At 48.3% G+C, this 20,925-nt stretch carries 19 protein-coding genes; 10 read left to right on the top strand and 9 right to left on the bottom strand.

The window, feature by feature from the left end; all coding sequences use genetic code 11:
- The first annotated feature begins 12 nt into the window (after positions 1-12).
- From BRW83_RS02780 to rsmA, 4 genes are read left to right on the top strand one after another with little or no spacing between them, the layout of a single operon-like run.
- On the top strand, positions 13-2,280 hold the full coding sequence (locus tag BRW83_RS02780; protein ID WP_036603194.1) for an LPS-assembly protein LptD: 2,268 nt from the start codon (positions 13-15) through the stop codon (positions 2,278-2,280).
- 53 nt (positions 2,281-2,333) lie between these two features.
- Positions 2,334-3,713: a peptidylprolyl isomerase gene (locus tag BRW83_RS02775; protein WP_005881742.1), complete on the top strand. Its 1,380-nt coding sequence runs from the start codon at positions 2,334-2,336 to the stop codon at positions 3,711-3,713.
- On the top strand, positions 3,710-4,765 hold the full coding sequence (gene pdxA / locus BRW83_RS02770; protein ID WP_005881744.1) for a 4-hydroxythreonine-4-phosphate dehydrogenase PdxA: 1,056 nt from the start codon (positions 3,710-3,712) through the stop codon (positions 4,763-4,765). The genes BRW83_RS02775 and pdxA overlap by 4 nt, the downstream gene beginning before the upstream one ends.
- 3 nt (positions 4,766-4,768) lie before the next feature.
- The gene (gene rsmA, locus BRW83_RS02765; RefSeq protein WP_005881747.1) at positions 4,769-5,539 is read left to right on the top strand and encodes a 16S rRNA (adenine(1518)-N(6)/adenine(1519)-N(6))-dimethyltransferase RsmA; all 771 of its coding nucleotides are present in this window, start codon (positions 4,769-4,771) and stop codon (positions 5,537-5,539) included.
- A gap of 24 nt (positions 5,540-5,563) precedes the next feature.
- Here the strand turns inward: rsmA and nhaR are convergent, their stop codons facing one another.
- Complete coding sequence (gene nhaR / locus BRW83_RS02760; RefSeq protein ID WP_005881748.1) at positions 5,564-6,466, bottom strand: transcriptional activator NhaR; 903 nt, start codon at positions 6,464-6,466, stop codon at positions 5,564-5,566.
- A 109-nt stretch (positions 6,467-6,575) separates the two neighbouring features.
- Between nhaR and BRW83_RS02755 the strand changes: the two genes are divergently transcribed.
- The 3 genes from BRW83_RS02755 (at position 6,576) to BRW83_RS02745 (ending at position 8,757) form a co-directional block, all read left to right on the top strand.
- A complete protein-coding gene (locus tag BRW83_RS02755; protein ID WP_005881751.1) occupies positions 6,576-6,935 on the top strand; it encodes an HPF/RaiA family ribosome-associated protein in 360 nt (119 codons plus the stop codon).
- A 6-nt stretch (positions 6,936-6,941) separates the two neighbouring features.
- Entirely contained in the window at positions 6,942-7,631 is a 690-nt protein-coding gene (locus BRW83_RS02750) for a Bax inhibitor-1/YccA family protein (RefSeq protein ID WP_005881754.1), read from the top strand.
- A gap of 115 nt (positions 7,632-7,746) precedes the next feature.
- Positions 7,747-8,757 carry a DUF475 domain-containing protein gene (locus BRW83_RS02745; protein ID WP_005881755.1) on the top strand — a complete coding sequence of 337 codons (1,011 nt, stop codon included), beginning with the start codon at positions 7,747-7,749 and terminating at the stop codon, positions 8,755-8,757.
- On the opposite strand, the gene BRW83_RS02740 is transcribed toward BRW83_RS02745, so the two are convergent.
- The 4 genes from BRW83_RS02740 to BRW83_RS02725 form a co-directional block, all read right to left on the bottom strand.
- The gene (locus tag BRW83_RS02740; protein ID WP_005881757.1) at positions 8,752-9,759 is read right to left on the bottom strand and encodes an inorganic phosphate transporter; all 1,008 of its coding nucleotides are present in this window, start codon (positions 9,757-9,759) and stop codon (positions 8,752-8,754) included. The two genes, BRW83_RS02745 and BRW83_RS02740, sit on opposite strands and share 6 nt — an antisense overlap.
- A gap of 58 nt (positions 9,760-9,817) precedes the next feature.
- Complete coding sequence (locus BRW83_RS02735; RefSeq protein ID WP_005881759.1) at positions 9,818-10,444, bottom strand: DUF47 domain-containing protein; 627 nt, start codon at positions 10,442-10,444, stop codon at positions 9,818-9,820.
- A gap of 72 nt (positions 10,445-10,516) precedes the next feature.
- Entirely contained in the window at positions 10,517-11,908 is a 1,392-nt protein-coding gene (locus tag BRW83_RS02730; RefSeq protein WP_005881761.1) for a replicative DNA helicase, read from the bottom strand.
- 117 nt (positions 11,909-12,025) lie between these two features.
- Positions 12,026-13,288, bottom strand: a complete 1,263-nt coding sequence (locus BRW83_RS02725) for a putative Na+/H+ antiporter (RefSeq protein WP_005881762.1) — start codon at positions 13,286-13,288, stop codon at positions 12,026-12,028.
- Between the two features lie 231 nt (positions 13,289-13,519).
- On the opposite strand from BRW83_RS02725, the gene thiL reads away from it, so the two are divergent.
- Genes thiL through BRW83_RS02710 form a run of 3 tightly spaced genes read left to right on the top strand, consistent with a single transcriptional unit; the run spans position 13,520 to position 15,508 of the window.
- The gene (gene thiL, locus BRW83_RS02720; RefSeq protein WP_005881765.1) at positions 13,520-14,482 is read left to right on the top strand and encodes a thiamine-phosphate kinase; all 963 of its coding nucleotides are present in this window, start codon (positions 13,520-13,522) and stop codon (positions 14,480-14,482) included.
- Positions 14,482-15,000, top strand: a complete 519-nt coding sequence (locus BRW83_RS02715; protein WP_005881767.1) for a phosphatidylglycerophosphatase A family protein — start codon at positions 14,482-14,484, stop codon at positions 14,998-15,000. The genes thiL and BRW83_RS02715 overlap by 1 nt, the downstream gene beginning before the upstream one ends.
- 16 nt (positions 15,001-15,016) lie before the next feature.
- Positions 15,017-15,508, top strand: coding sequence for a CinA family protein (locus tag BRW83_RS02710; RefSeq protein ID WP_005881769.1), 492 nt, complete (start codon positions 15,017-15,019; stop codon positions 15,506-15,508).
- Positions 15,509-15,555: 47 nt separating this feature from the next.
- Here BRW83_RS02710 and sucD read toward each other — a convergent pair whose 3' ends face one another.
- The 4 genes from sucD to BRW83_RS02690 form a co-directional block, all read right to left on the bottom strand.
- Complete coding sequence (sucD, locus tag BRW83_RS02705) at positions 15,556-16,434, bottom strand: succinate--CoA ligase subunit alpha (RefSeq protein WP_005881771.1); 879 nt, start codon at positions 16,432-16,434, stop codon at positions 15,556-15,558.
- Positions 16,435-16,436: 2 nt separating this feature from the next.
- Positions 16,437-17,603 carry an ADP-forming succinate--CoA ligase subunit beta gene (sucC, locus tag BRW83_RS02700; protein WP_005881773.1) on the bottom strand — a complete coding sequence of 389 codons (1,167 nt, stop codon included), beginning with the start codon at positions 17,601-17,603 and terminating at the stop codon, positions 16,437-16,439.
- A gap of 91 nt (positions 17,604-17,694) precedes the next feature.
- The gene (gene frc / locus BRW83_RS02695; protein WP_086131736.1) at positions 17,695-18,969 is read right to left on the bottom strand and encodes a formyl-CoA transferase; all 1,275 of its coding nucleotides are present in this window, start codon (positions 18,967-18,969) and stop codon (positions 17,695-17,697) included.
- Positions 18,970-19,074: 105 nt separating this feature from the next.
- Positions 19,075-20,802, bottom strand: coding sequence for a thiamine pyrophosphate-binding protein (locus BRW83_RS02690; protein WP_005881775.1), 1,728 nt, complete (start codon positions 20,800-20,802; stop codon positions 19,075-19,077).
- Positions 20,803-20,925 lie beyond the last annotated feature (123 nt).

Below are 20,925 nucleotides of genomic sequence, written 5' to 3'. Positions count from 1 at the left end.
TGTGCTTTTTTCATGAGCCGTTTTTTTGCATCTTTTACGCCGTGTGTCTTATTTTCGTTGCTGGCTACGTTCTCGGCGAGTCTTGTTGTCTCTCCAACAGCACAGGCAAAATCCAAAAACAGTTCTGGCACGAAAAAGAAAGTCGAACGTCCAAAACGGGTTGAAAACAAGGATGCGCCAACCATTCTTCAGGCGGAGCAAATTACAGGGCGTCCCGCACGTGACTTATATCTCGATTATGAAGTCGAGGTTCAGCGAGACCAGACACTGTTGACAGGTGATCACGGTATCTTCCGTCAGGAGGAAAACGAAACCGAATTAATCGGAAATGTTTTCATACAGCGATTCGGCGACCAGTTTACGGCTGAACGGGCCAATCTGAATCTTGATACTGGCGAAGGCCAGCTGCTCAATACGACTTATAAATTCGAAGAGACAAACGGTCAGGGCAAAGCCAGCAAAATCGAACTTGTCGGTGATGACAAGACCAATATTTTCAAAAGCACTTACAGTACTTGTGAGGGTGTCAATCCTGACTGGTACCTGAGCTCAAACAAGCTTCATCTGGATAACACCCGTAACATTGGCTATGCCACAAGTCCAGTGCTTTACTTCAAGGATGTGCCGATTATAGGCGCACCTGCAATGACCTTTCCGATCAAGGCAGAGCGTAAATCCGGTGTTTTGCCGCCGACTATGGGCATGACATCGAAAAACGGTTTAGAGGTTATCGTCCCTTACTATTTCAACCTCGCTCCCAATTACGATTTGACCATTTTCCCTAATCTGATGGCCAGAAGAGGTTTGCAATTAGGTGCTGAAGCCAGATATATGGGGAATAATTATTCAGGCACCACTTATGTGGAATATTTGCCCAACGACAAGGAAGCTGACCGCGACAGGTACTTTCTGTCAACCAAACACCAGCAGGCTTTTAACAACGGCCTCTCATACTACTGGGACGTAAAATCGGCATCGGATGATAAATATCCCGACGATTTTTCGAGCCCACAAAACCGCGATTTGCAACGTCTGCTTTTGCGGGAAGGTGGATTCAAACAGAAGCTAGGAGTCTGGAATGCAACCCTGCGGGCGACCAATTACCAGGTTCTTCAGGATGTTGAAGCGCCTATCATCAAACCTTTCGACCGCTTGCCCCAATTGACCATCACTGGCGGGCAAGAAGACGTTCATGGCTTCGACTGGCAAATGTATGCCGAAATGACCCGTTTCTGGTTATCCAATGAATATCTGGACCAAATGCCTTTGAAACAGCAACAGGCTCGCGGCAACCGTTTCATTATGAAACCGGAAATTTCCTATCCGATTTATCAGAGCGGTTATTTTTTCACACCAAAGGCCATCCTGAATATGGCGAAGTACGACCTGGATGAATCGCCCTATAATGTCAAGTCGCTGACACGCGTTTTGCCAACATTCTCTCTGGATGGTGGTCTTGTATTCGAAAGAGACGCGTCGTTCTTTGGCAAGGGAATGACCCAGACACTGGAACCACGTTTGTTCTATGTTTATACCCCGTACAAGGATCAAAGCAAGTATCCTATTTTCGATTCGGGTGAACCCAGCTTTGGATATCCCTTGTTGTTTACTGAAAACCGTTTCGATGGCTATGATCGTGTCGCCGATGCGAATAATCTGACCGCTGCTGTGACAACACGTTTTCTTGAAGAAAATGGTGCTGAACGCATGCGTTTCACTATTGGCCAACGTTATTACTTCACAGATCAACGCGTTTATCTTTATAACACCAACCTTGAGGAGTCCCAGAACCGGTCTGATTTGCTCGTCATGGCCGGTGGAAAAATCCTGCCGACTTTTTCAGTCGACTCTGCATTTCAGTACAATCAGAGTACCAGGAAAATGTATAGTGCAAACTTCAGCACTCAATGGAAACCGGGACCGATGCAATTGCTGAATGCGGAATACCGCTACCTGAGGGACACCGTTGACTTTTACGGCAACAAACTGGATCAGGTCAATGTATCCGGCCAATGGCCTATTGCCAAGCGCTGGTATGCTATCGGACAAGTCAGCTATTCCCTTGCTGATAGCAGAACGATCGAAAATATTTTCGGATTCCAATATAACGCGGACTGCTGGATTTTCAGGCTCATGGCTCAACGTTATGCCACCTCATCGGTGGAAACGAATACAGCCCTTTACTTCCAGCTTGAACTGAAAGGTCTTTCCAGTATCGGCTCCAACCCGTTAAATGCCTTGCGCAGAAGCATTCCCGGATATGAACCGCTTTCACCTTGAATGAATTTTCCTATATAGTAAGAACCGAATTTCATCCCTGAAGGATCAGCCTTATGTTTTTAGCAAATTTCTTTCGTCGCTGTCATGTTTCATGCCCGGCCCTGATTTTGGCTTTCGGTGTCTTTTTCTCTGCCACCGTTCTTGCCCAGGACAATCAGGCCCAGCCATCCAAACAGGTCGTTGTTGATTCGATTGCGGCAATCGTCAATAGCGATGTCATCACGAAAGGTGAATTGAATGAACGGGTTACTCTGGTCGAAGCACAGTTGAAACAACAGAATATCGCGCTTCCTCCACGCACAGAATTTCAGAAACAGGTTCTTGAACATATGATTGTCGAAAGGGCCCAGTTACAACTGGCAAAAGACATGGGACTGCGGGTTGACGACACACAACTGGATCGTACGATTGCCCTGATGGCCGAACAAAATCATATGTCTCTCGCTCAATTCAAACGTCAAACCGAGCAAAACGGAACGCCATTTGAAAAATTCAGGGAAAAAGTCCGTGAGGAAATCACGATGTCACGATTGCGTGATCGTGAAGTTGTCAATAAAATCCAGATCAACGACGCCGAGGTTGATAACCTCCTGGGCGCCGACTCACAGCTACAGATGCCGGAGCAACTCCGATTGGGCCATATTCTCATCCGTATTCCGGAAAATGCTTCTCCGGAACAGATCGCTGAAAAACGTGCACGTGCCGAAAAAGTTCTGGACGTTCTGAAATCGGGCGGCGATTTTCAACAAACTGCCGCCAGTTATTCCGATGCAGATGAAGGCCTGAGTGGCGGGGATATCGGCTGGAGAAGCACCGATCGTCTGCCAAAATCGTTTGTGGATGCCTTGGCGGGAGTCAAACCCGGAAATGTGACAGGCATCATCAAGAGTCCGAATGGATTCCATATTTTGAAAGTTCTGGATCGCCGCAAAATGACGAACGGCGCGGAATCTGTCGCAAGCGCTTCCGATAAAAATACTGTCCAGCAGATTCACGCACGTCATATTCTTATCAAAGTCAATCAACTCGTTTCTGCCGATGAGGCAAAACGAAAACTGATCGACCTGAGACAAAGAATCATCAACAAATCCGCAACATTCGAGGAATTGGCCAAAACATATTCCAACGATGGCTCTGCCAGCCGCGGAGGGGATCTTGGATGGATTTATCCCGGCGATACCGTTCCGGAATTTGAAAAAGCCATGGTGGCTCTGAAACCCGGTGAAATCAGTGAGCCGATCGAAACGCAGTTTGGATTTCATCTGATTCAGGTTCTGGACAAGAAAACGGATGACGTTTCAGCCGAAAGAAAACGTATTGCGGCAAAACAGGCTTTGAGAGAACGTAAAGTGGCTGAAGCAACTGAAGAATGGCTTCGCCAGCTGCGTGACAAGGCTTACGTCGAATATCGTCTGGATGAAAAACATCAATGACCAGAACGCCTGTCATTGCCATAACGACAGGAGAACCTGCCGGAATTGGTCCCGAAATCTCGATTCGCGGAGCATGGGAATGTCGTAAAACCGTCCTTCCTGTCCTGATCGGCGATTACGCTTATCTGGAAGAGCTCGCACAAAAAATCGATCCGGTCATCGTTTTGAAGCGTATTGATCGAATTCATGCCGAAAGACTGGAGTCTTCACACCATTTCGACGGGATTTACGTCGTTGACTGCCCGCTTGAACAAACTGTGACCCCGGGCAAGTTGAATCCGGCAAATGGAATAACCGTTTTAAACTCGCTCGATATCGCCATTGAAGGTGCCCTGAAAAGAAATTTCGATGCCATTGTGACGGCGCCTGTACAAAAAAGCACGATTAACGATGCCGGTATTCCATTTACGGGACATACTGAATACCTTGCGGAGAAAACGGCGACCAGACAAGTCGTCATGATGCTGGCAGGACCTACCAAACCGATGGGAAACGATATCCCGGGCTTTGCCTTGAGAGTTGCTCTGGCAACCACTCATTTGCCGATTAAAAACGTTTCAGGCGCTATTACGATTGGCTCTTTAATGGAGATCCTGTCTATCATCGACAATGATCTCAAAAACAAATTCGGGATCGCTTCTCCAAAAATACTGGTTACAGGCTTGAACCCGCATGCAGGTGAAAACGGTTACCTTGGTATGGAAGAGATTGACGTGATTTCTCCTGCACTGGAAAAAGCACGGAAGGCTGGCATTCACGCTTGCGGTCCATTTCCCGCAGATACCTTGTTCCAGCCCCGTTTCTTGCAGAATGCAGACTGCATTCTTGCCATGTACCACGATCAGGGCTTGCCTGTACTGAAATATGCCACTTTCGGACAAGGTGTCAACATCACCTTGGGGCTTCCCCTGATCAGAACGTCTGTCGATCATGGTACCGCTCTGGATATCGCTGAAAAAGGCTTGGGTCTGGCCGATCACGGCAGTATGATTGAAGCCATCAACACGGCCGCCCTCATGGCAAGCCACTGGCGAAACAATATTCATTTTTAGAATATGAAACATATTCCCCGCAAAAGATTCGGACAGAATTTCCTGAAAGACCAATCCGTTCTGGACGATATCGTTTCGGCGATAGCTCCGAAACCAACGGATCACATGCTGGAAATCGGTCCCGGAATGGGAGCCATGACGGAAAACCTGCTCCCGTATTTGTCACAGATGGACGTGATCGAACTGGACAGGGATCTGGTCGTTTACCTGAAAAAACGTTTCCCTGCGGATAAACTGACTATTCATCAGGGGGATGCATTATCTTTCGATTTCAGAACGATAGGCGCATCCAGTGAAAACAAATGGCGTATCGTCGGCAATTTGCCCTACAACATCTCCTCGCCTTTGTTGTTTCATCTGATGAATTTTTCTTCGTGTATAGAAGACCAGCACTTCATGCTACAGAGAGAAGTTGTCGAACGAATGGTTGCTGAACCGGGCAATAAGGCTTACGGACGCCTTTCCGTGATGCTGCAATGGCAATACGATATGGAATTGCTCTTTATCGTCCCTCCGACGGCATTCGATCCGATGCCCAGGGTCGATTCAGCCATTGTCAGGATGATTCCGCGTGAAACCCCCGAAGCATGCTCGTCTGTTGCTCTTGAAAAAACAGTGACGCAAGCCTTTTCCCAAAGAAGAAAAATGCTGAGGAACAATCTGGCCCCGTTGTTCTCCGAATCGCGTCTGATTGAATTGGGGATCGATCCAACGAGACGACCGGAAGATTTGACTGTGGAGCAATTTATCCTGCTTGCCAATCATCTGAACTAGGTCCTGCGCCTGTTCTTCAATCTTTTAAAAGATTTTTCCCTTGTGTGCTGCAAGAATGGCTTCAACAGCAGCGTGTTTGATCTTCATTTCCGCAGAAATCGCATAATACTGTTCCCTGACTTCAGTCAGTTCTCCGATTGGAACCGATCTGAACTGGTCTTTCATTTCTTTTTCAAGTGCGATCGGGGCGTGGAACATCCCCAAGCCATTGCGACCGAATGTTTTCAGCAGCGCACTATCGGAAAATTCACCGACGATGAATGGCCGGATGCCATGCACTTCAAACCATTGATCGAGACGGGTTCTGATCGCATTTCCCCGAGTTGGCAATAAAATCGGCGCTCCTGTAAGACATTCAGGGAAATTGGGGCGATACTTTTCAGCCAACTCTTCCGATCCGAACAGCCAGACAGGACAATCCCCCAATTCATGGCTGAAAACCCGCAAACTGCTTCCCATATTGATCGGGCGATCCGTCAGGACAACATCCAGTTTATGCAAAGCCAAATCCGCCAAGAGCGTTTCAAATGAACCGTCATAACACTCCATTCTCACGAACTGGGGCATTTCAAGAGCGGTTTCAAGCAAACGATAGGCGATCATTTTAGGCAATGAATCGGAAATACCGACCGTCAGACGCATACTCTTGCCGATATCGTCTTCCGCCAATGCTTCCTGTAACTGCTCACCGAGCAGGAAAATCTGGTCGGCATAATTCAAGGCCAGTCGCCCGGCTTCTGTCAGGACAAGACGCCTGCCCTGCGGGGCGAATAAAGTTTTTCCCACCGCTTTTTCCAACAGTGACAATTGCATACTGATTGTCTGGACCGCAACGCCCAGCCTTTCTGCCGCACGCGTGACTCCGCCTTCTTTTGCGACCACCCAGAAGTAATAAAGATGTCTATAATTTAAGTTTAAAGCGCTCATTGTTCTATTTTATTGAAGTAACATTACTATTATCATCCCTTTTTATTTCTTTTGGGAATGGGTAATATACTGAAAAAGCAATAAAGAAGTAATTAAGGAGTGAGTTTTTATGGCACCAACTATTATTACCAAGGGTATCAAGGCCGGTGAGGCTATTCAGGAATACATCCAGGAACGTATGGATACGATGTTATCTCACACCCAAAATAGCATCGACTATATTATGATTCGTTTGTCAGATACAAACCGGATCAAAAGCGGCTTCAAGAAACGCTGCCTGATTCAATTGTCTCTGCCCGGGATGTCTCCGATTGTCGTGACCGAATTTGCGGCCGATATGAAGAGCGCATTCGATTCGGCAACGCGTCGTGCCTCCCGTCTTCTGAACAAAACCTTGTCAAAGGCAAAAGAGATATCGCATACGACAATGCCGTTATACATTAACCGGCCTATTCTGGATTTAAATTAACATACCATGACCAGACGTTACCGCTTCTACGATAACACGACAGAGAACGCCAATATCAGCTCCGTACTGGACGTTTCGTCCAGACGGGTGTTGAGAAATACGTATTTTCTTTTGTCTATATGTCTGGCCTTCAGTGCCATTACGACAGCGGCTACGATTGCCCTGCAGTTGCCCTATCCCGGTTTTCTGATCACGATAGTCGGCTATTTCGGCCTGTTGTTTCTGGTGACAAAAAACCGAAATAGCGGACTTGGTATCCTGTTTGTATTGGCATTGACGGGATTCATGGGTTATACGCTCGGTCCCATCGTCGGCTATTACTTGCGCCTGCCCAATGGCGCCCAGACTGTTATGATGGCCCTGGGTGGCACGGCTCTTATTTTCCTTGTCATGTCAGGGATCGCACTTTTTTCCAGACGTGACTTTTCGTTTTTGTCCGGATTTCTGACGACAGGCATTCTGGTGGCTTTCTTCGCTGGTCTGATCGCCCTGTTTTTCGATATCCCGGCCTTGTCACTGGCCGTTTCATCCGTTTTTGTTTTATTGATGTCCGGTCTGATTTTGCATGAAACGAACAATATCGTTCGTAACGGAGAAACCAATTACATTATGGCAACCGTGACCCTGTTCGTTGCCATTTTCAATCTTTTTACCAGCCTTTTGCATTTACTTGGATTTGCAAGCCGTTCTGATTAGAATCGTAATCATGAGCCTGGCCATCCTTCCTCGTACCAGTGAAGGATGGCCTTTTTTATAAATAAAACGGGAAAAAAATGTCGGCAAGGCTTACAATTCAAATGCTGGGAGTACCATGAAATCTTATCTTTCATATTTCACATCATCATTTATTGTTTGCGTTGCTGCATTTGTAGTTGGCTATGCTATTGGCGGACCCGCAGCTATTGCGACCATTTTCTTTCTGACCGTTCTTGAAGTCGCCCTGTCATTCGACAATGCCGTTGTCAATGCCGGCATTCTGAAACACTGGAGTCATATCTGGCGCCAGCATTTCCTTCTCTGGGGTATTTTTGTTGCCGTTTTCGGCATGAGACTGGTTTTTCCTCTTCTGATCGTCTGTGTCGCTGGACATATGGGCCCAGCCGAAGCGCTCAACATTGCCATATATCTACCACATGAATACAGCCGGATAATGGCATCAGCCCATCACGAAGTAGCCGCCTTCGGAGGTGTTTTTCTATTGATGGTTTTTCTCAGTTTTTTTGTGGCACGGCACAAAACCGAACATTGGCTGGCATTTATCGAAAAACCTTTGACGCGCCTTGGCCAGATGGAAGCGATTCAGGCCGCCCTGACGCTCATAACCCTGACTGCCATCACGTACTTCGTTTCACCCGACGAAAGATTTGAATTCCTTCTCGCCGGCATGTGGGGACTTGTCGTTTATGTGCTTACCAAAGGCGTAGCATCGCTTCTCAGCCCGCACGATCAGCAGATTGAACAGCATATCGTTCATCAGGGTGTAGGTGGATTTCTTTATCTGGAACTGATTGATGCCAGCTTTTCATTCGATGGGGTTCTGGGCGCTTTTGCCATGACGAACAATCTGTTCATCATTGCTCTTGGACTGGGAGCGGGCGCCATGTTTGTCAGAAGTTTCACCATTCTGCTCGTTGAAAAAGGAACCTTAAGTCATTACCGCTACCTTGAACATGGCGCTTTCTGGGCAATCGGTTCGCTGGCACTTTTAATGCTTTTGGGAGTGCTCTTTCCAGTACCGGAAGCGATTACAGGCCTGTTGGGAGCTTTGTTGATCATTGCCGCACTCGGCAGTTCCATCATCGCCAACCGGCGCAAATCATAAGAACTGGGTGCCGAGCCACCATGCAATGGCAGCAAGAAACGCCGATGCAGGAATAGTCAGAATCCATGCCCAGACAATATTGCTGGCAACGCCCCATCTGACTGCCGACATTTTCTGTGAGGACCCCACCCCGACAATAGCGCCTGTAATGGTATGGGTTGTCGAAACAGGAATACCTAACGCAGTTGCGACAAACAAAGTCAGCGCGCCGCCCGTTTCCGCACAAAAACCGCCAACCGGTTTCAGTTTGGTGATTTTCTGTCCCATCGTTTTGACGATACGCCATCCGCCGAACAGGGTTCCCACACCAATTGCCCCGTAACAGCAAACAATGACCCAAACAGGCAAATGGCCATCATCCATGGCATAACCTGAAGCGATCAGAAGCATCCAGATCAGCCCCATTGTTTTCTGTGCATCGTTACCCCCATGTCCCAGGCTGTACAGGGAAGCAGAAACCAGTTGCAATCGTCTGAACCATCTATCGATCGACCTTGGCTGGGAACGGACAAAAATCCACGACACCAGCAACATCATCAATGATCCCAGAATGAAACCGAGTAACGGGGAAATAACGATGAAGGCGATAATTTTCAAAATGCCGGAAGCCATCAGGGAACCGCTTCCTGCTTTGGCAATGGCCGCACCAATCAGTCCACCGATCAGGGCATGCGAAGAAGATGAAGGGATGCCGTAATACCAGGTGATGATATTCCAGCCAATGGCGCCGACCAGTGCGCCAAAAATAACGTAATGATCGACGATAGCTGGATCGACAGTTCCTTTTCCAACTGTTGTTGCCACATGCAGGTCAAACACGAAAATAGCGACAACATTCATGAATGCGGTCATGGCCACCGCTGTATGCGGTTTCAACACACCGGTCGAAACGACTGTTGCAATCGCATTGGCCGCATCATGAAAGCCGTTCATAAAATCAAAAATCAAAGCCAGAGCGACAAGGAAAATGATGGTGTAGAGACTAACGTGAATGGCGTGCATGAATGGTGAACTTTATTTGACCTGAAAATAAAAAAAAATGCCTTGATTTCGAAAGAAATCAGGCATTTTCAACAACAATTCCTTCAATGATATTCGAAACGTCCTCACAAACATCGGTTACGTTTTCCAGAATTTCGTACAAGGCTTTCAGTTTGATCAGATTGCGGACATCCGGCTCATCGCGGAACAATTTCGACATGGCGGCATGCATGACATGATCCGCATCCGATTCAAGCCGGTCGACTTCCTCACAGATTTCCAGAACCTGCCGCGAATTGTTCATGTTGTGCAACAGGGAAACACCTTCCTGGAGTTTATTGCAGCATCCCAGACACAGTTCAGCCAGACGAACGGCTTCAGGAGTGATGAACTGGATATCGTAAAGGGAAACAGTCTGGGCAGCGTCTTCCATCAAGTCGAGAATATCGTCCATTTTGGTAATGAGTCGATGGATGTCTTCACGATCCAATGGGGTGATAAACGTTTTATGAAGTATTCCGATAGTGTGATAGGTGATTTTGTCTGCCTGTTTTTCGAGACCTTCAATAGCGTGCAATCTTGTTTCGATGTTATTCGAATCTTTCATGAGCTCTACAAGCTCTTTTGCACCTTTGACGCAGAATTCTGCATGCTGATTGAACAAGTCGAAAAACTTCTCTTCTTTAGGCATTAAACGTCCGAACATATCACTTTCCCTGAATATCAGCTTGTTTTTAAATACAAAGACCTGTCTTAACAGTATTTAAGGTTCAAAGACCTAGTCATTATACGACCCTGAACCCGTCGCGTAATTATCGAATTTGGTGAATTGGCCCAGAAATGTCAGTCTGACGTTGCCAATCGGGCCGTTACGTTGCTTTCCAACAATAATTTCGGCCGTACCTTTATCTGCAGAATCGGGATTGTAAACTTCATCCCGGTAAATAAACAAAATCAGATCGGCGTCCTGTTCGATCGCGCCCGATTCACGCAAATCGGACATGACGGGACGCTTGTTCGGTCTTTGCTCGACGGAACGGTTCAACTGCGACAAGGCAATGACAGGACAATTCAATTCTTTTGCGAGCGCTTTCAGGCCTCGTGAAATTTCGGAAATTTCCGTTGCCCTGTTTTCACCTGCCGAGCTTGGCGACATCAGTTGAAGATAATCGATAATGATCAGGCCCAGTTTGCTGCATTGCCTTGCCAGCCTTCGAGCCCGCGCCCTCAAATCCGTACAGCTCAAAGCCGGTGTTTCATCGATATAGAGCTGGGCTTCATTCATTTTCTGAATGGCATAGGTCAATCGTGGCCAGTCCTCATCGGCCAATCGTCCTGTTCTCAGGCGATGCTGGTCCAGACGACCGACCGATCCCAGCATACGCATGGCCAGCTGTGCACCGCCCATTTCCATCGAGAAGATGGCAACAGGCAAACCACTTTCGATCGCCACATTTTCTCCGATGTTGACGGAAAAAGCCGTTTTACCCATGGAAGGACGTCCCGCCACGATAATCAGATCACCGGGCTGCAAGCCTGAGGTCATTCTGTCCAGATCCATAAAACCGGTCGGAACACCTGTAATATCGTTACGATTGTCGCGGTTATACAGTTCATCGATACGCTCGACTACCTGAGTCAGCAATGGCTGGATTTCCTGAAAACCCTGCGTTCCCCTGGCACCTTCTTCGGCAATCGCGAAAATACTGGTTTCGGCTTCATCCAGAATCTGCTTGACTTCTTTGCCCTGGGATTGAAAAGCGCTGGCCGATATCTCATCCGATACGGTAATGAGCCTTCTCAATACCCCTCTGTCGCGAACGATCTGTGCATAATGCCGTATGTTTGCAGCAGAAGGCGTATTCTGGGCAAGTGCATTCAGATAGGAAAGGCCACCGATTTCTTCCGCCTTTCCGATTCCGGAAAGGGATTCATAAACGGTAATGACATCAGCCGGTTTGGAAGCGTTGATCAGTTTGGAAATATGCTGGTAAATCAGGCGATGATCGAACCGGTAGAAGTCGTCCTGATTGACCAGATCGGCAATCCTGTCCCAGGCCGCATTGTCGAGCAATAAGCCTCCCAATACAGACTGTTCCGCTTCAATCGAGTGAGGCGGGAGACGCAGGGATTCAATCTGGGGATCTGTCGAGGTACTCATGGCGCGCATTATACTACCTAATTGTTTTTGGACAGGCATTTTTCTTGACGAACATACCTGCAACAAACAGTTTTTTTTACATGCACGCCTGAAATGGCGACAGGAGTAAAAAAATGTTCATTTCTTTTACAAAAACATGAAACAGCATCCTGCAATAATTGTCGGCGGCAAGGCGTACAGGAAAAGCATTAATGGATTGATCGATCCATGTTCGAAAGTATTTTTAAGCAGTGAAAAACTGACCGGATTCGGCGCATTGGCAATCACAGTCAATCCGCCCCCCGTTACGGCCCCGGCAACCAGCGCATATTTGCTTGCATCCGACAAATGTTCGACAAGTGATCCAAGATAAGTCAGTGCAGCATTATCGGTAATGGCGGTCAGCCCCGTCGCTCCAAAAAAGAGCGTTGCGCTGTTCATCCCCGCCAGTATCGGTTCAAGCCACCATTTTTGCATGCCGCCAAGAACAACCAGTCCCGCAAGGAAAAAGGCCACGAGCAATCCCTCCCGAAGCATCAGCGGGCTCTGGTACCGGTGATAAGCCTCTGTGTATCCAAGAAAAAAGAGGAATAGTCCCATGAATACAACAGGATGATGACTGAAAATAACGACCAGAATGAGTGTGGACAAATGAACGAGCAATACCAGAGGAGGAACCCTTCCGATTTCATAAGCGTCATTCAAGTCATCCATCGACAACAGCACTTTCCTGAAAAGCCATGTTGCGGCCAAAGCATTGATGAATACGGCCAGAGCCGCTTTCCAGCCAAACATGCTTAACATGAAATCGAGTCCCCAACCCCACTTGCTGGCGACCATCAATACAGGAGGAGCCGCATATGACGTGAGAACACCACCGATGGAAACGTTGACCAAGAGGATCGCAATGGTCAGATATTTCATCGCCTCTGGGATGCCTTTGGAGAAAAAACGGTCCCGCAAAATAATGGCGGCCAGGGTCATGGCTGCCGGTTCGGTAATGAAAGACCCCAGAAGCGGCACGATGGACAGTGTCAGGAAGTAATATGACACCATTCCCGGCAAGGGAATGATTTTGTCCATCTTGTCGATCAACAGCTGGACTGCCTGCAAAATGGGACGCGTTCCGGCAATAACCAGAATGACGAAAACAAATAAGGGTTCGGTAAAATTGCGTGTATCAAGATATTCGACGGCGCTTTCATATCCGCCGATGGCTGCCATGAAAGCAAGCAAAATAAAGGCCCAGAAACCGAAAACGACTTCAACTTCACCGAGCATCAGCCACAAGCCCGTATGATGGCTGTCTTTCGTCGCCAGCTTGACAAAATATTTGGTCGAAAAAGTGTGCACCAGCGCCAGAAAAAACAGCACTGCTCCGATATATTCAATCCAGGATACCTGCCCCATAATTCGATACGCCTATGTAATGAGATCTGAGCCGATTTCTGGCAATAAATGACTGCATTTTCAGAACGGATCGTGTTCTGAAGAGCGGTTATGTCAAACTATCTTTTTTCAATCGACGTTATTTAGGCTTTACAGTCTACCATTGTCTTGCTTTGATTCGTTATCGATAGCATCATAATACAAACATTTACTTGATCATTTTTAAGCGTCTTTTAAAACCCTTTCGCATTTATGCTTTCAGAATTCGATCTCATTTCCAAATATTTCAAAAAACCGGCTGTTTCCGCATCTCTTGGAATCGGCGACGATTGTGCATTACTGGTTCCAACTCCGGGAACTCAAATGGCAATATCGACCGATATGCTGGTTTCCGGTACCCATTTCTTTCCGGACACCGATCCCAGACAACTCGGTCACAAGTCTCTGGCAGTGAATCTTTCCGATCTGGCGGCAATGGGGGCACGTCCCGTTGCTTTTACGCTGGCATTGTCTCTTCCCTCCCCGGATGAACCCTGGTTGAAATCGTTTTCGGAAGGTCTTTTTTCCATGGCCGATATCTGTCGCTGTGAATTGATTGGTGGCGACACTACCCGCGGCCCCCTGAATATCTGTATTACCGTTTTCGGGGAAGTTCCGGTTGGACAGGCCTTGAGACGAGACAAGGCACAGTATGGCGATGACATCTGGATTTCGGGTTCTATCGGGGACGCCCGTCTCGCACTGGCTCATTGCCTTGAAGAAATCGAGTTGAAGCCGGAAGAAGTCAAGGCGGTCGTTCCCAATCTGCAAATGCCGATCCCACGGGTCGCACTGGGTATGGAGCTGAGAAAAATCGCTCATGCAGCCCTTGACCTGTCTGACGGGCTGATGGGTGATTTAAACCACATTCTGGACGCGTCCAATGTCGGCGCAACAATTAATGTCGATGCCCTTCCCATCAGTCCGGTGCTGGCAAAGCAGCCAAGAGAGCGGCAATTGTACTGTGCCTTATCCGGAGGCGATGATTACGAGCTTTGCTTTACGGCACCTGTATCCATGAGAAGCCGTATATTGGAAGCTTCTACCCGGACGGGTGTTCCCGTTACACGAATTGGATACATTGAAAACGAGAAGGGCTTGCGCATTAAAAATTCAGCAGGTGAGATACAGAATCTTTCATTCACCTCATTTGATCATTTTTCAACGGCACAATAATGGATACTGTAAGGGAAAATGTCCCTGACAAACGATTTTTACTGTCGCATCCCTGGCATTTCATTTCGCTCGGATTCGGTAGTGGTTTGTCTCCTGTCATGCCAGGAACGGCTGGCACGCTCTTCGCATGGATCAGTTACGATTTGCTCACATGGCTCGCGCCCGGCATTTTCAACCCGATTACCTGGGGCATCATTTGCGTTGCCGGTTTTCTGATAGGGATCAGGACTTGCCAATTCACTGGAATCGCCCTGAACAGTCCAGACGATGGCAGCATGGTCTGGGACGAAATCATTGCCTTCTGGCTTGTACTGATATTTGTTACTCCCGGATCTTTTTTGACCGAATTTCTCGCCTTTATCGTTTTCCGCTTTTTCGATATGCTGAAACCGCCTCCGATTCGCTTCTTTGACCAGCGCATCAAGGGGGGATTCGGTGTTATGCTGGACGACATTATTGCAGCATTTTTTACCCTGCTCGTTTTCGCATTATGGAAAACCTGTTTTATGACCACCTGACTGATCGGGAAATACTATGACACCTTACGAGCTTGCTCAACGAATAGGCTTTTTACTGTCACAAAAAAAACTGAAGCTGGCAATAGTTGAATCATGTACTGGCGGCAGTCTTGCCAAACTGGTTACCGACGTTCCCGGCGCTTCGGAATGGTTTGACTGTGGCTTCATCACGTATTCCAACGAATCGAAAATCCGTTCCGTCAATGTGCCGGAAGAATTGATTGCCCAAAACGGCGCGGTCAGCCAGAAAGTTGCACTGGCTATGGCAAAGGGCGGTCTCGACGTTACAAACGCCGACATCGTCATTTCTACCACGGGAATTGCCGGCCCGGATGGCGGGTCACTGGAGAAACCCGTTGGAACGGTTTGTTTCGGGTTCGCGACAAAAGAAAGTTATTTCAGTACCGATAAACAGTTATTCGACGGAGATCGCTCAAAGATCAGGGAAAAGAGCGTGATATACAGTCTGGAATGCCTGTGCAATTATCTGGAAACAGGCCATTTCTGATAAAAAAATGCCCGGTTTATACCGGGCATTTTTTGTTGACTGAACAATTATTTCAGAACCGATTTCAGCGTCTTGCCGATTTCAGCCGGATTGCGGGTAACCTTGATACCGCATTCTTCCATAACAGACAGTTTTTCCTGTGCAGTGCCCTTGCCGCCGGAAATGATGGCACCTGCATGACCCATACGTTTTCCTGGAGGCGCAGTTACGCCGGCAATGAAACCGACGACAGGTTTGGTCATGTTTTCCTTGACCCATTCGGCAGCGGTTTCTTCATCGTTACCACCGATTTCACCGACCATAATGACAGCTTCGGTTTCAGGATCGTCGTTGAACATCTTCAGAACGTCGATATGTTTCAGGCCATTGATAGGATCGCCACCAACGCCAACAACGGTAGACTGGCCCAGACCGAACTCAGCCAGCTGGCTGGCGGCTTCGTATGTCAGGGTACCGGATTTGGAAACAACACCGATAGAGCCTTTCTTGTGGATATGGCCAGGCATAATGCCGATCTTCAGTTCATCAGGAGTGATGATACCCGGGCAGTTAGGCCCAAGAAGAATGGTGTTTTTGCCCTGCATTTTATAGCGGGTACGCAGCATGTCTTCAACAGGAATGCCTTCGGTAATACAGATAACGAATTCAATACCTGCTTCAACGGCTTCATCGATTGCAGCAGCGGCGAACGGAGGTGGAACGTAAATAACGGAAACGTTTGCACCGGTCTGTTCTCTGGCATCCTTGACGTTATTGAAAACAGGAAGGTTCAAAAAGGTCGTGCCGCCTTTTTTAGGAGTGACGCCGCCAACATAGCATTCTTTACCGAAAGCATAGTTCATGGACATTTCCGTGTGGAATGCACCGGTTTTACCAGTCAGACCCTGAACGATGACTCGGCTGTTTTTGTTAATCAGAATAGACATAATTAATTACCCTTTGCTGCGTTAACCGCCTTTTGTGCAGCATCAGCCATGCCGCTGGCAGAAATAATCGGTAAACCGGACTTGGCCAGGATTTCCTTGCCCTGATCGACGTTGGTGCCTTCGAGGCGAACGACCAGAGGTACTTTCAGGGAAACCTGTTTGGCTGCTGCCACGATACCTTCTGCAATAACGTCACATCTCATGATGCCACCGAAGATGTTGACCAGAATGGCCTTGACATCAGGGTTGGACAACATGATCTTGAATGCTTCGGTTACTTTTTCTGTCGTTGCGCCACCGCCAACGTCCAGGAAGTTTGCAGGTGCACCACCATACAGTTTGATGATGTCCATGGTTGCCATGGCAAGACCGGCACCATTGACCATACAACCGATATTGCCATCCAGGGAAATATAAGTCAGATCGAATTTGGAAGCCTGGATTTCATCAGGATTTTCTTCGTCCAGATCGCGATATTCCTGAATTTCAGGATGACGATACATGGCGTTGGAATCGAAGTTGAATTTGGCGTCCAGAGCGATAACGCGATTGTCTCCCGTACGGATCAACGGATTGATTTCGGCGAGAGATGCGTCGGTTTCAACGAAAGCCTTGTAAAGACCCTGCATGAATTTGCAGGTTTCCTTGACGGCGGCTTCCGGCATACCGATCTTGCGAGCGATATCTTCACCTTCAGCATCGGTCAGACCTTTGACCGGATCGATAAATACCTTGTGAATCAGTTCAGGAGTGTCTCTGGCAACGTCTTCAATGTTCATGCCGCCTTCGGAAGATGCCATCAGGGCAACACGTTGGGTTGCACGGTCAACGACCATACCGACATAGTATTCTTTCTGGATGTCTGCGCCTTCTTCGATCAACAGACGTTTGACCAGACGACCTTCAGGACCGGTCTGGTGCGTTACCAGCGTCATGCCCAGAATTTCAGAAGCGTACTTCCTGACTTCATCCAGAGATTTGGCAACTTTGACGCCACCGCCCTTGCCACGGCCGCCAGCATGAATCTGGGCTTTGACAACCCAGACGTTACCGCCCAGTTTTTTTGCTGCATCGACGGCTTCGTCAACGCTAAAGCAGGGAAAACCACGTGGGGTGGTTACACCATATTTACGTAAGATCTCTTTTCCCTGGTATTCATGAATATTCATACTCGTCCTTCAAAAATAAGGGATGGGTGGTGGTTTGCCACCCATCCTGCAGAAAGTTTAATGAATCACTTCATTAAAGCAATACCACCAATTATTTCGCTTTTTTCGGTGGCAGGGAGAAAGCACCGCCTTCTCTCAGTTCTGCGATATCCGCTTCAGACATGCCGCAAACTTCTTTCAGCACTTCTTCGGTGTGTTCGCCCAGCATTGGAGCCGGCGTGATCTTGTCGACGTTACCGTCTGACAGTTTCACTGGCATACCAACTGTGTAGTAGTCTCCTTGTGGGTGACCTTCTACCTTGACGATCATTTCACGATGCAGAACGTGTGGATCTTTCATCAGTTCTTCTGTCGACAGAACAGGGCCGCATGGGATGTTCTTTTCGTTACAGAAGGCTGTGAATTCGGTTTTGGTGTAGTTCTTCGCTACGTCCGCAATCATTTTCCACAGTTCGGTCTGGTTTTTACGACGTTCTGCCAACGTGGCAAAGCGTTCGTCTGTTACCAGGGATTCGTCTCCGATCGCTCTTGCGACGATTGGCCAGTTCGCTTCCTGTACAACCAGATAGCAGTAGTCGTTGGCACCGAATGGTTTACATGGAATACAGTTACCCAGCTGACCACCACCGGAGTCGTTACCGGCACGTGGCACGGCTGTCAGACCCAGGGTCGGACGGCTGTATTCTGGCAAGGCACCTTTTCCACCCATCAGACGACCCTGGTCACGGAATTTGACGCGGCACAGGTTCATGACGGATTCCTGCATGGCGGCTTCGACCTGCTGGCCTACGTTGCCATTGTGGGTTCTGTGGTACAGGGCTGCGCAGATACCGATGGCCAGATGCAAACCGGTACCGGTGTCACCAATCTGGGCGCCGGTAATGGTCGGGGGGTTTTCAGGGAAACCGGTTGTGGACATGGAACCACCCATTGCCTGGGCGATCGGTTCGTAGGCTTTGTAGTCACTGTATGGACCGGATGAACCGAAGCCTTTGATGGTGGCGTAGATGATGGATGGGTTGATTTCATGGATTTTTTCCCAGGAATATCCGAATCTTTCCAGAACGCCCGGTCCAAAGTTTTCCATGATGACGTCGCATTTTTTCAGCAGTTCTTCAAATACTTTGCAGCCTGCCTTGCTTTTCATGTTGGAAATGATGGAACGCTTGTTGCTGTTCAACATGGTGAAGTACAAGCTGTCTTTTTCCGGATCATGGCGCAATTGCTTACGCGTGATGTCGCCGGTCGGGTTTTCGAATTTGATAACGTCTGCACCCATCCATGCCAGCAGCTGCGATGAGGTTGGACCTGCCTGTACGTGGGTCATGTCCAGGATTCTTACTCCGGATAATGCTTTGCTACCCATACTAATCTTCCTCCAATATATTGGTCAGTTTTACTTCTTTTATCTGGCAAATGCCAGTCTTCCTTACAATGAGAGAGGTCACCCTCTCCCCTCGTATTCTTTACATTATTTTCCTGCCGTTACCATACGCGACTTCAGACGTGCCTTGGTACCGGGTGACCATTCCTGCGGATCAACCCAGATATTGATGACTGCACATTTTCCTGTTTTCGCCACAGCTTCCCTGCCGCGCTGCAAGGCACCTGCAATGTCCTCTGGATTGTGGACTTCTTCTCCATATCCACCCATCATTTCAGCAAATTTACCATATGGCAAGTCACTTAACAAATTACCAACGTTTCCCCTGTCTCCATATTTCGCCAGTTGTGCATAACGGATCTGGTTCATCGCCGAATTGTTACCGACGACAGCCAGATAAGGCGCATTGAAACGATTGGCCGTTTCCATATCAAATGCGGTCATGGAAAAAGCGCCATCCCCGTAGTAACAAAGAACTTCTTTTTCGGGATGAGCAAGCTTTGCGGCAATAGCGAAACCGGTTCCGACACCCAGACTGCCTAACGGGCCCGGGTCCATCCATTGGCCCGGATTGTGCGGACGTACTGCCTGCGCTGAAATCGTAACGACGTCGCCCCCGTCTCCGATATAAACTGTATCGTCATTCAAAAACTCATTCAGTTCATACGCGACCCGATAGGGATTGATCAGCCTGTTTTCCGAGTGGAACAAAGGCATCAGTTTCTCAAGTGCCTTTTCTTCAGCGACACGTAACTCTTGCATCCATTGCCGGCGTTTGGCACGCGCTCCTTTTTCGACTCTTCCGGAAGCAGACTGAATCACGGCATTGAAAATGGTACCAGCGTGCCCCAGCAAGCCCAGCTCTATATCCCTGTTTTTCCCGATTTCGACATAATTCTGGTCAATCTGGACTACTCTGGCTTCCGGATTCAGTTGTTTTCCATATCCGAGACGAAAATCGAAAGGAGTCCCTACAACCAGAATGACATCCGCACTGGCCAATGCCATGCTTCGGGTACGATCGAATGAATGGGGATTGTCGCTTTTCAGAATGCCACGTGCCGAGCCATTGGTATAAGCGGGAATATCGAACGCCTTGACCATCTCTGCCGCCTCGACATGACTGCGGCTGTTCCATACCTGGCTCCCGAAAAGTACTGCCGGTTTTTCGGCATGAATGAGCAAATCGGCCAGCTTTTCGATTTCTTCCGGGGCACACATGACTTTGGGAGAACAACGGTAATGACCGGCAGCAGGAATGGTGCAGCTTTTGAACTCGACGCTTTTATCGAGAATGTCTCGTGGCACTTCAAGATAAACCGGACCGGGCACTTCACCTGTCGCTTCTCGACAAGCCATGGATACCATATCGGCCACGCGTTCGGTCGTTTTCACGCTGCTTGCCCATTTTGTGACAGGAGACATCAGCTTGACGTGATCGTATTCCTGTAACGAACCTTGCAAATACTGGGTCGTGGCACCCTGACCGCCGATATGCAAAAGAGGCGTTTCGGAACGCAAGGCAGTCGCCAGACCGATCACGGCATTGCAACATCCGGGACCTGCTGTGGTGACAAGACAACCTGTTTGACCGGTTTGCCTTGCATATCCGTCTGCGGCATGTGCGGCGACTTGTTCATGACGAAAATCGATGATCCGGATGCCTTCACTGACACATCCATCGTAAATATCGACGATATTGCCACCAGATAATGTGAAGATGGTATCGACGCCTTCGTTTCGAAGTGCTTTTGCCACCAGATGACCACCTGAAATGGTCTCCGGATTCAACGAATCTTCTGCTGTCGTGCCCATGTATGTGTGATGACTATGTCGCTTAACGCCAATTAAACGACAATAACGTTTCTTTGCGGAATCAAACGCTGAAGTAACTGTTTCATCAGGCAACTGTTTGCATGCGGAAACAAGTGCTACAGC

Origin of the sequence: Oxalobacter formigenes (assembly GCF_002127965.1) — a bacterium.
Taxonomy (GTDB): domain Bacteria; phylum Pseudomonadota; class Gammaproteobacteria; order Burkholderiales; family Burkholderiaceae_D; genus Oxalobacter; species Oxalobacter formigenes.
Note: the sequence above shows the minus strand (reverse complement) of the source record. Positions and strands in the feature narration are given on the sequence as shown.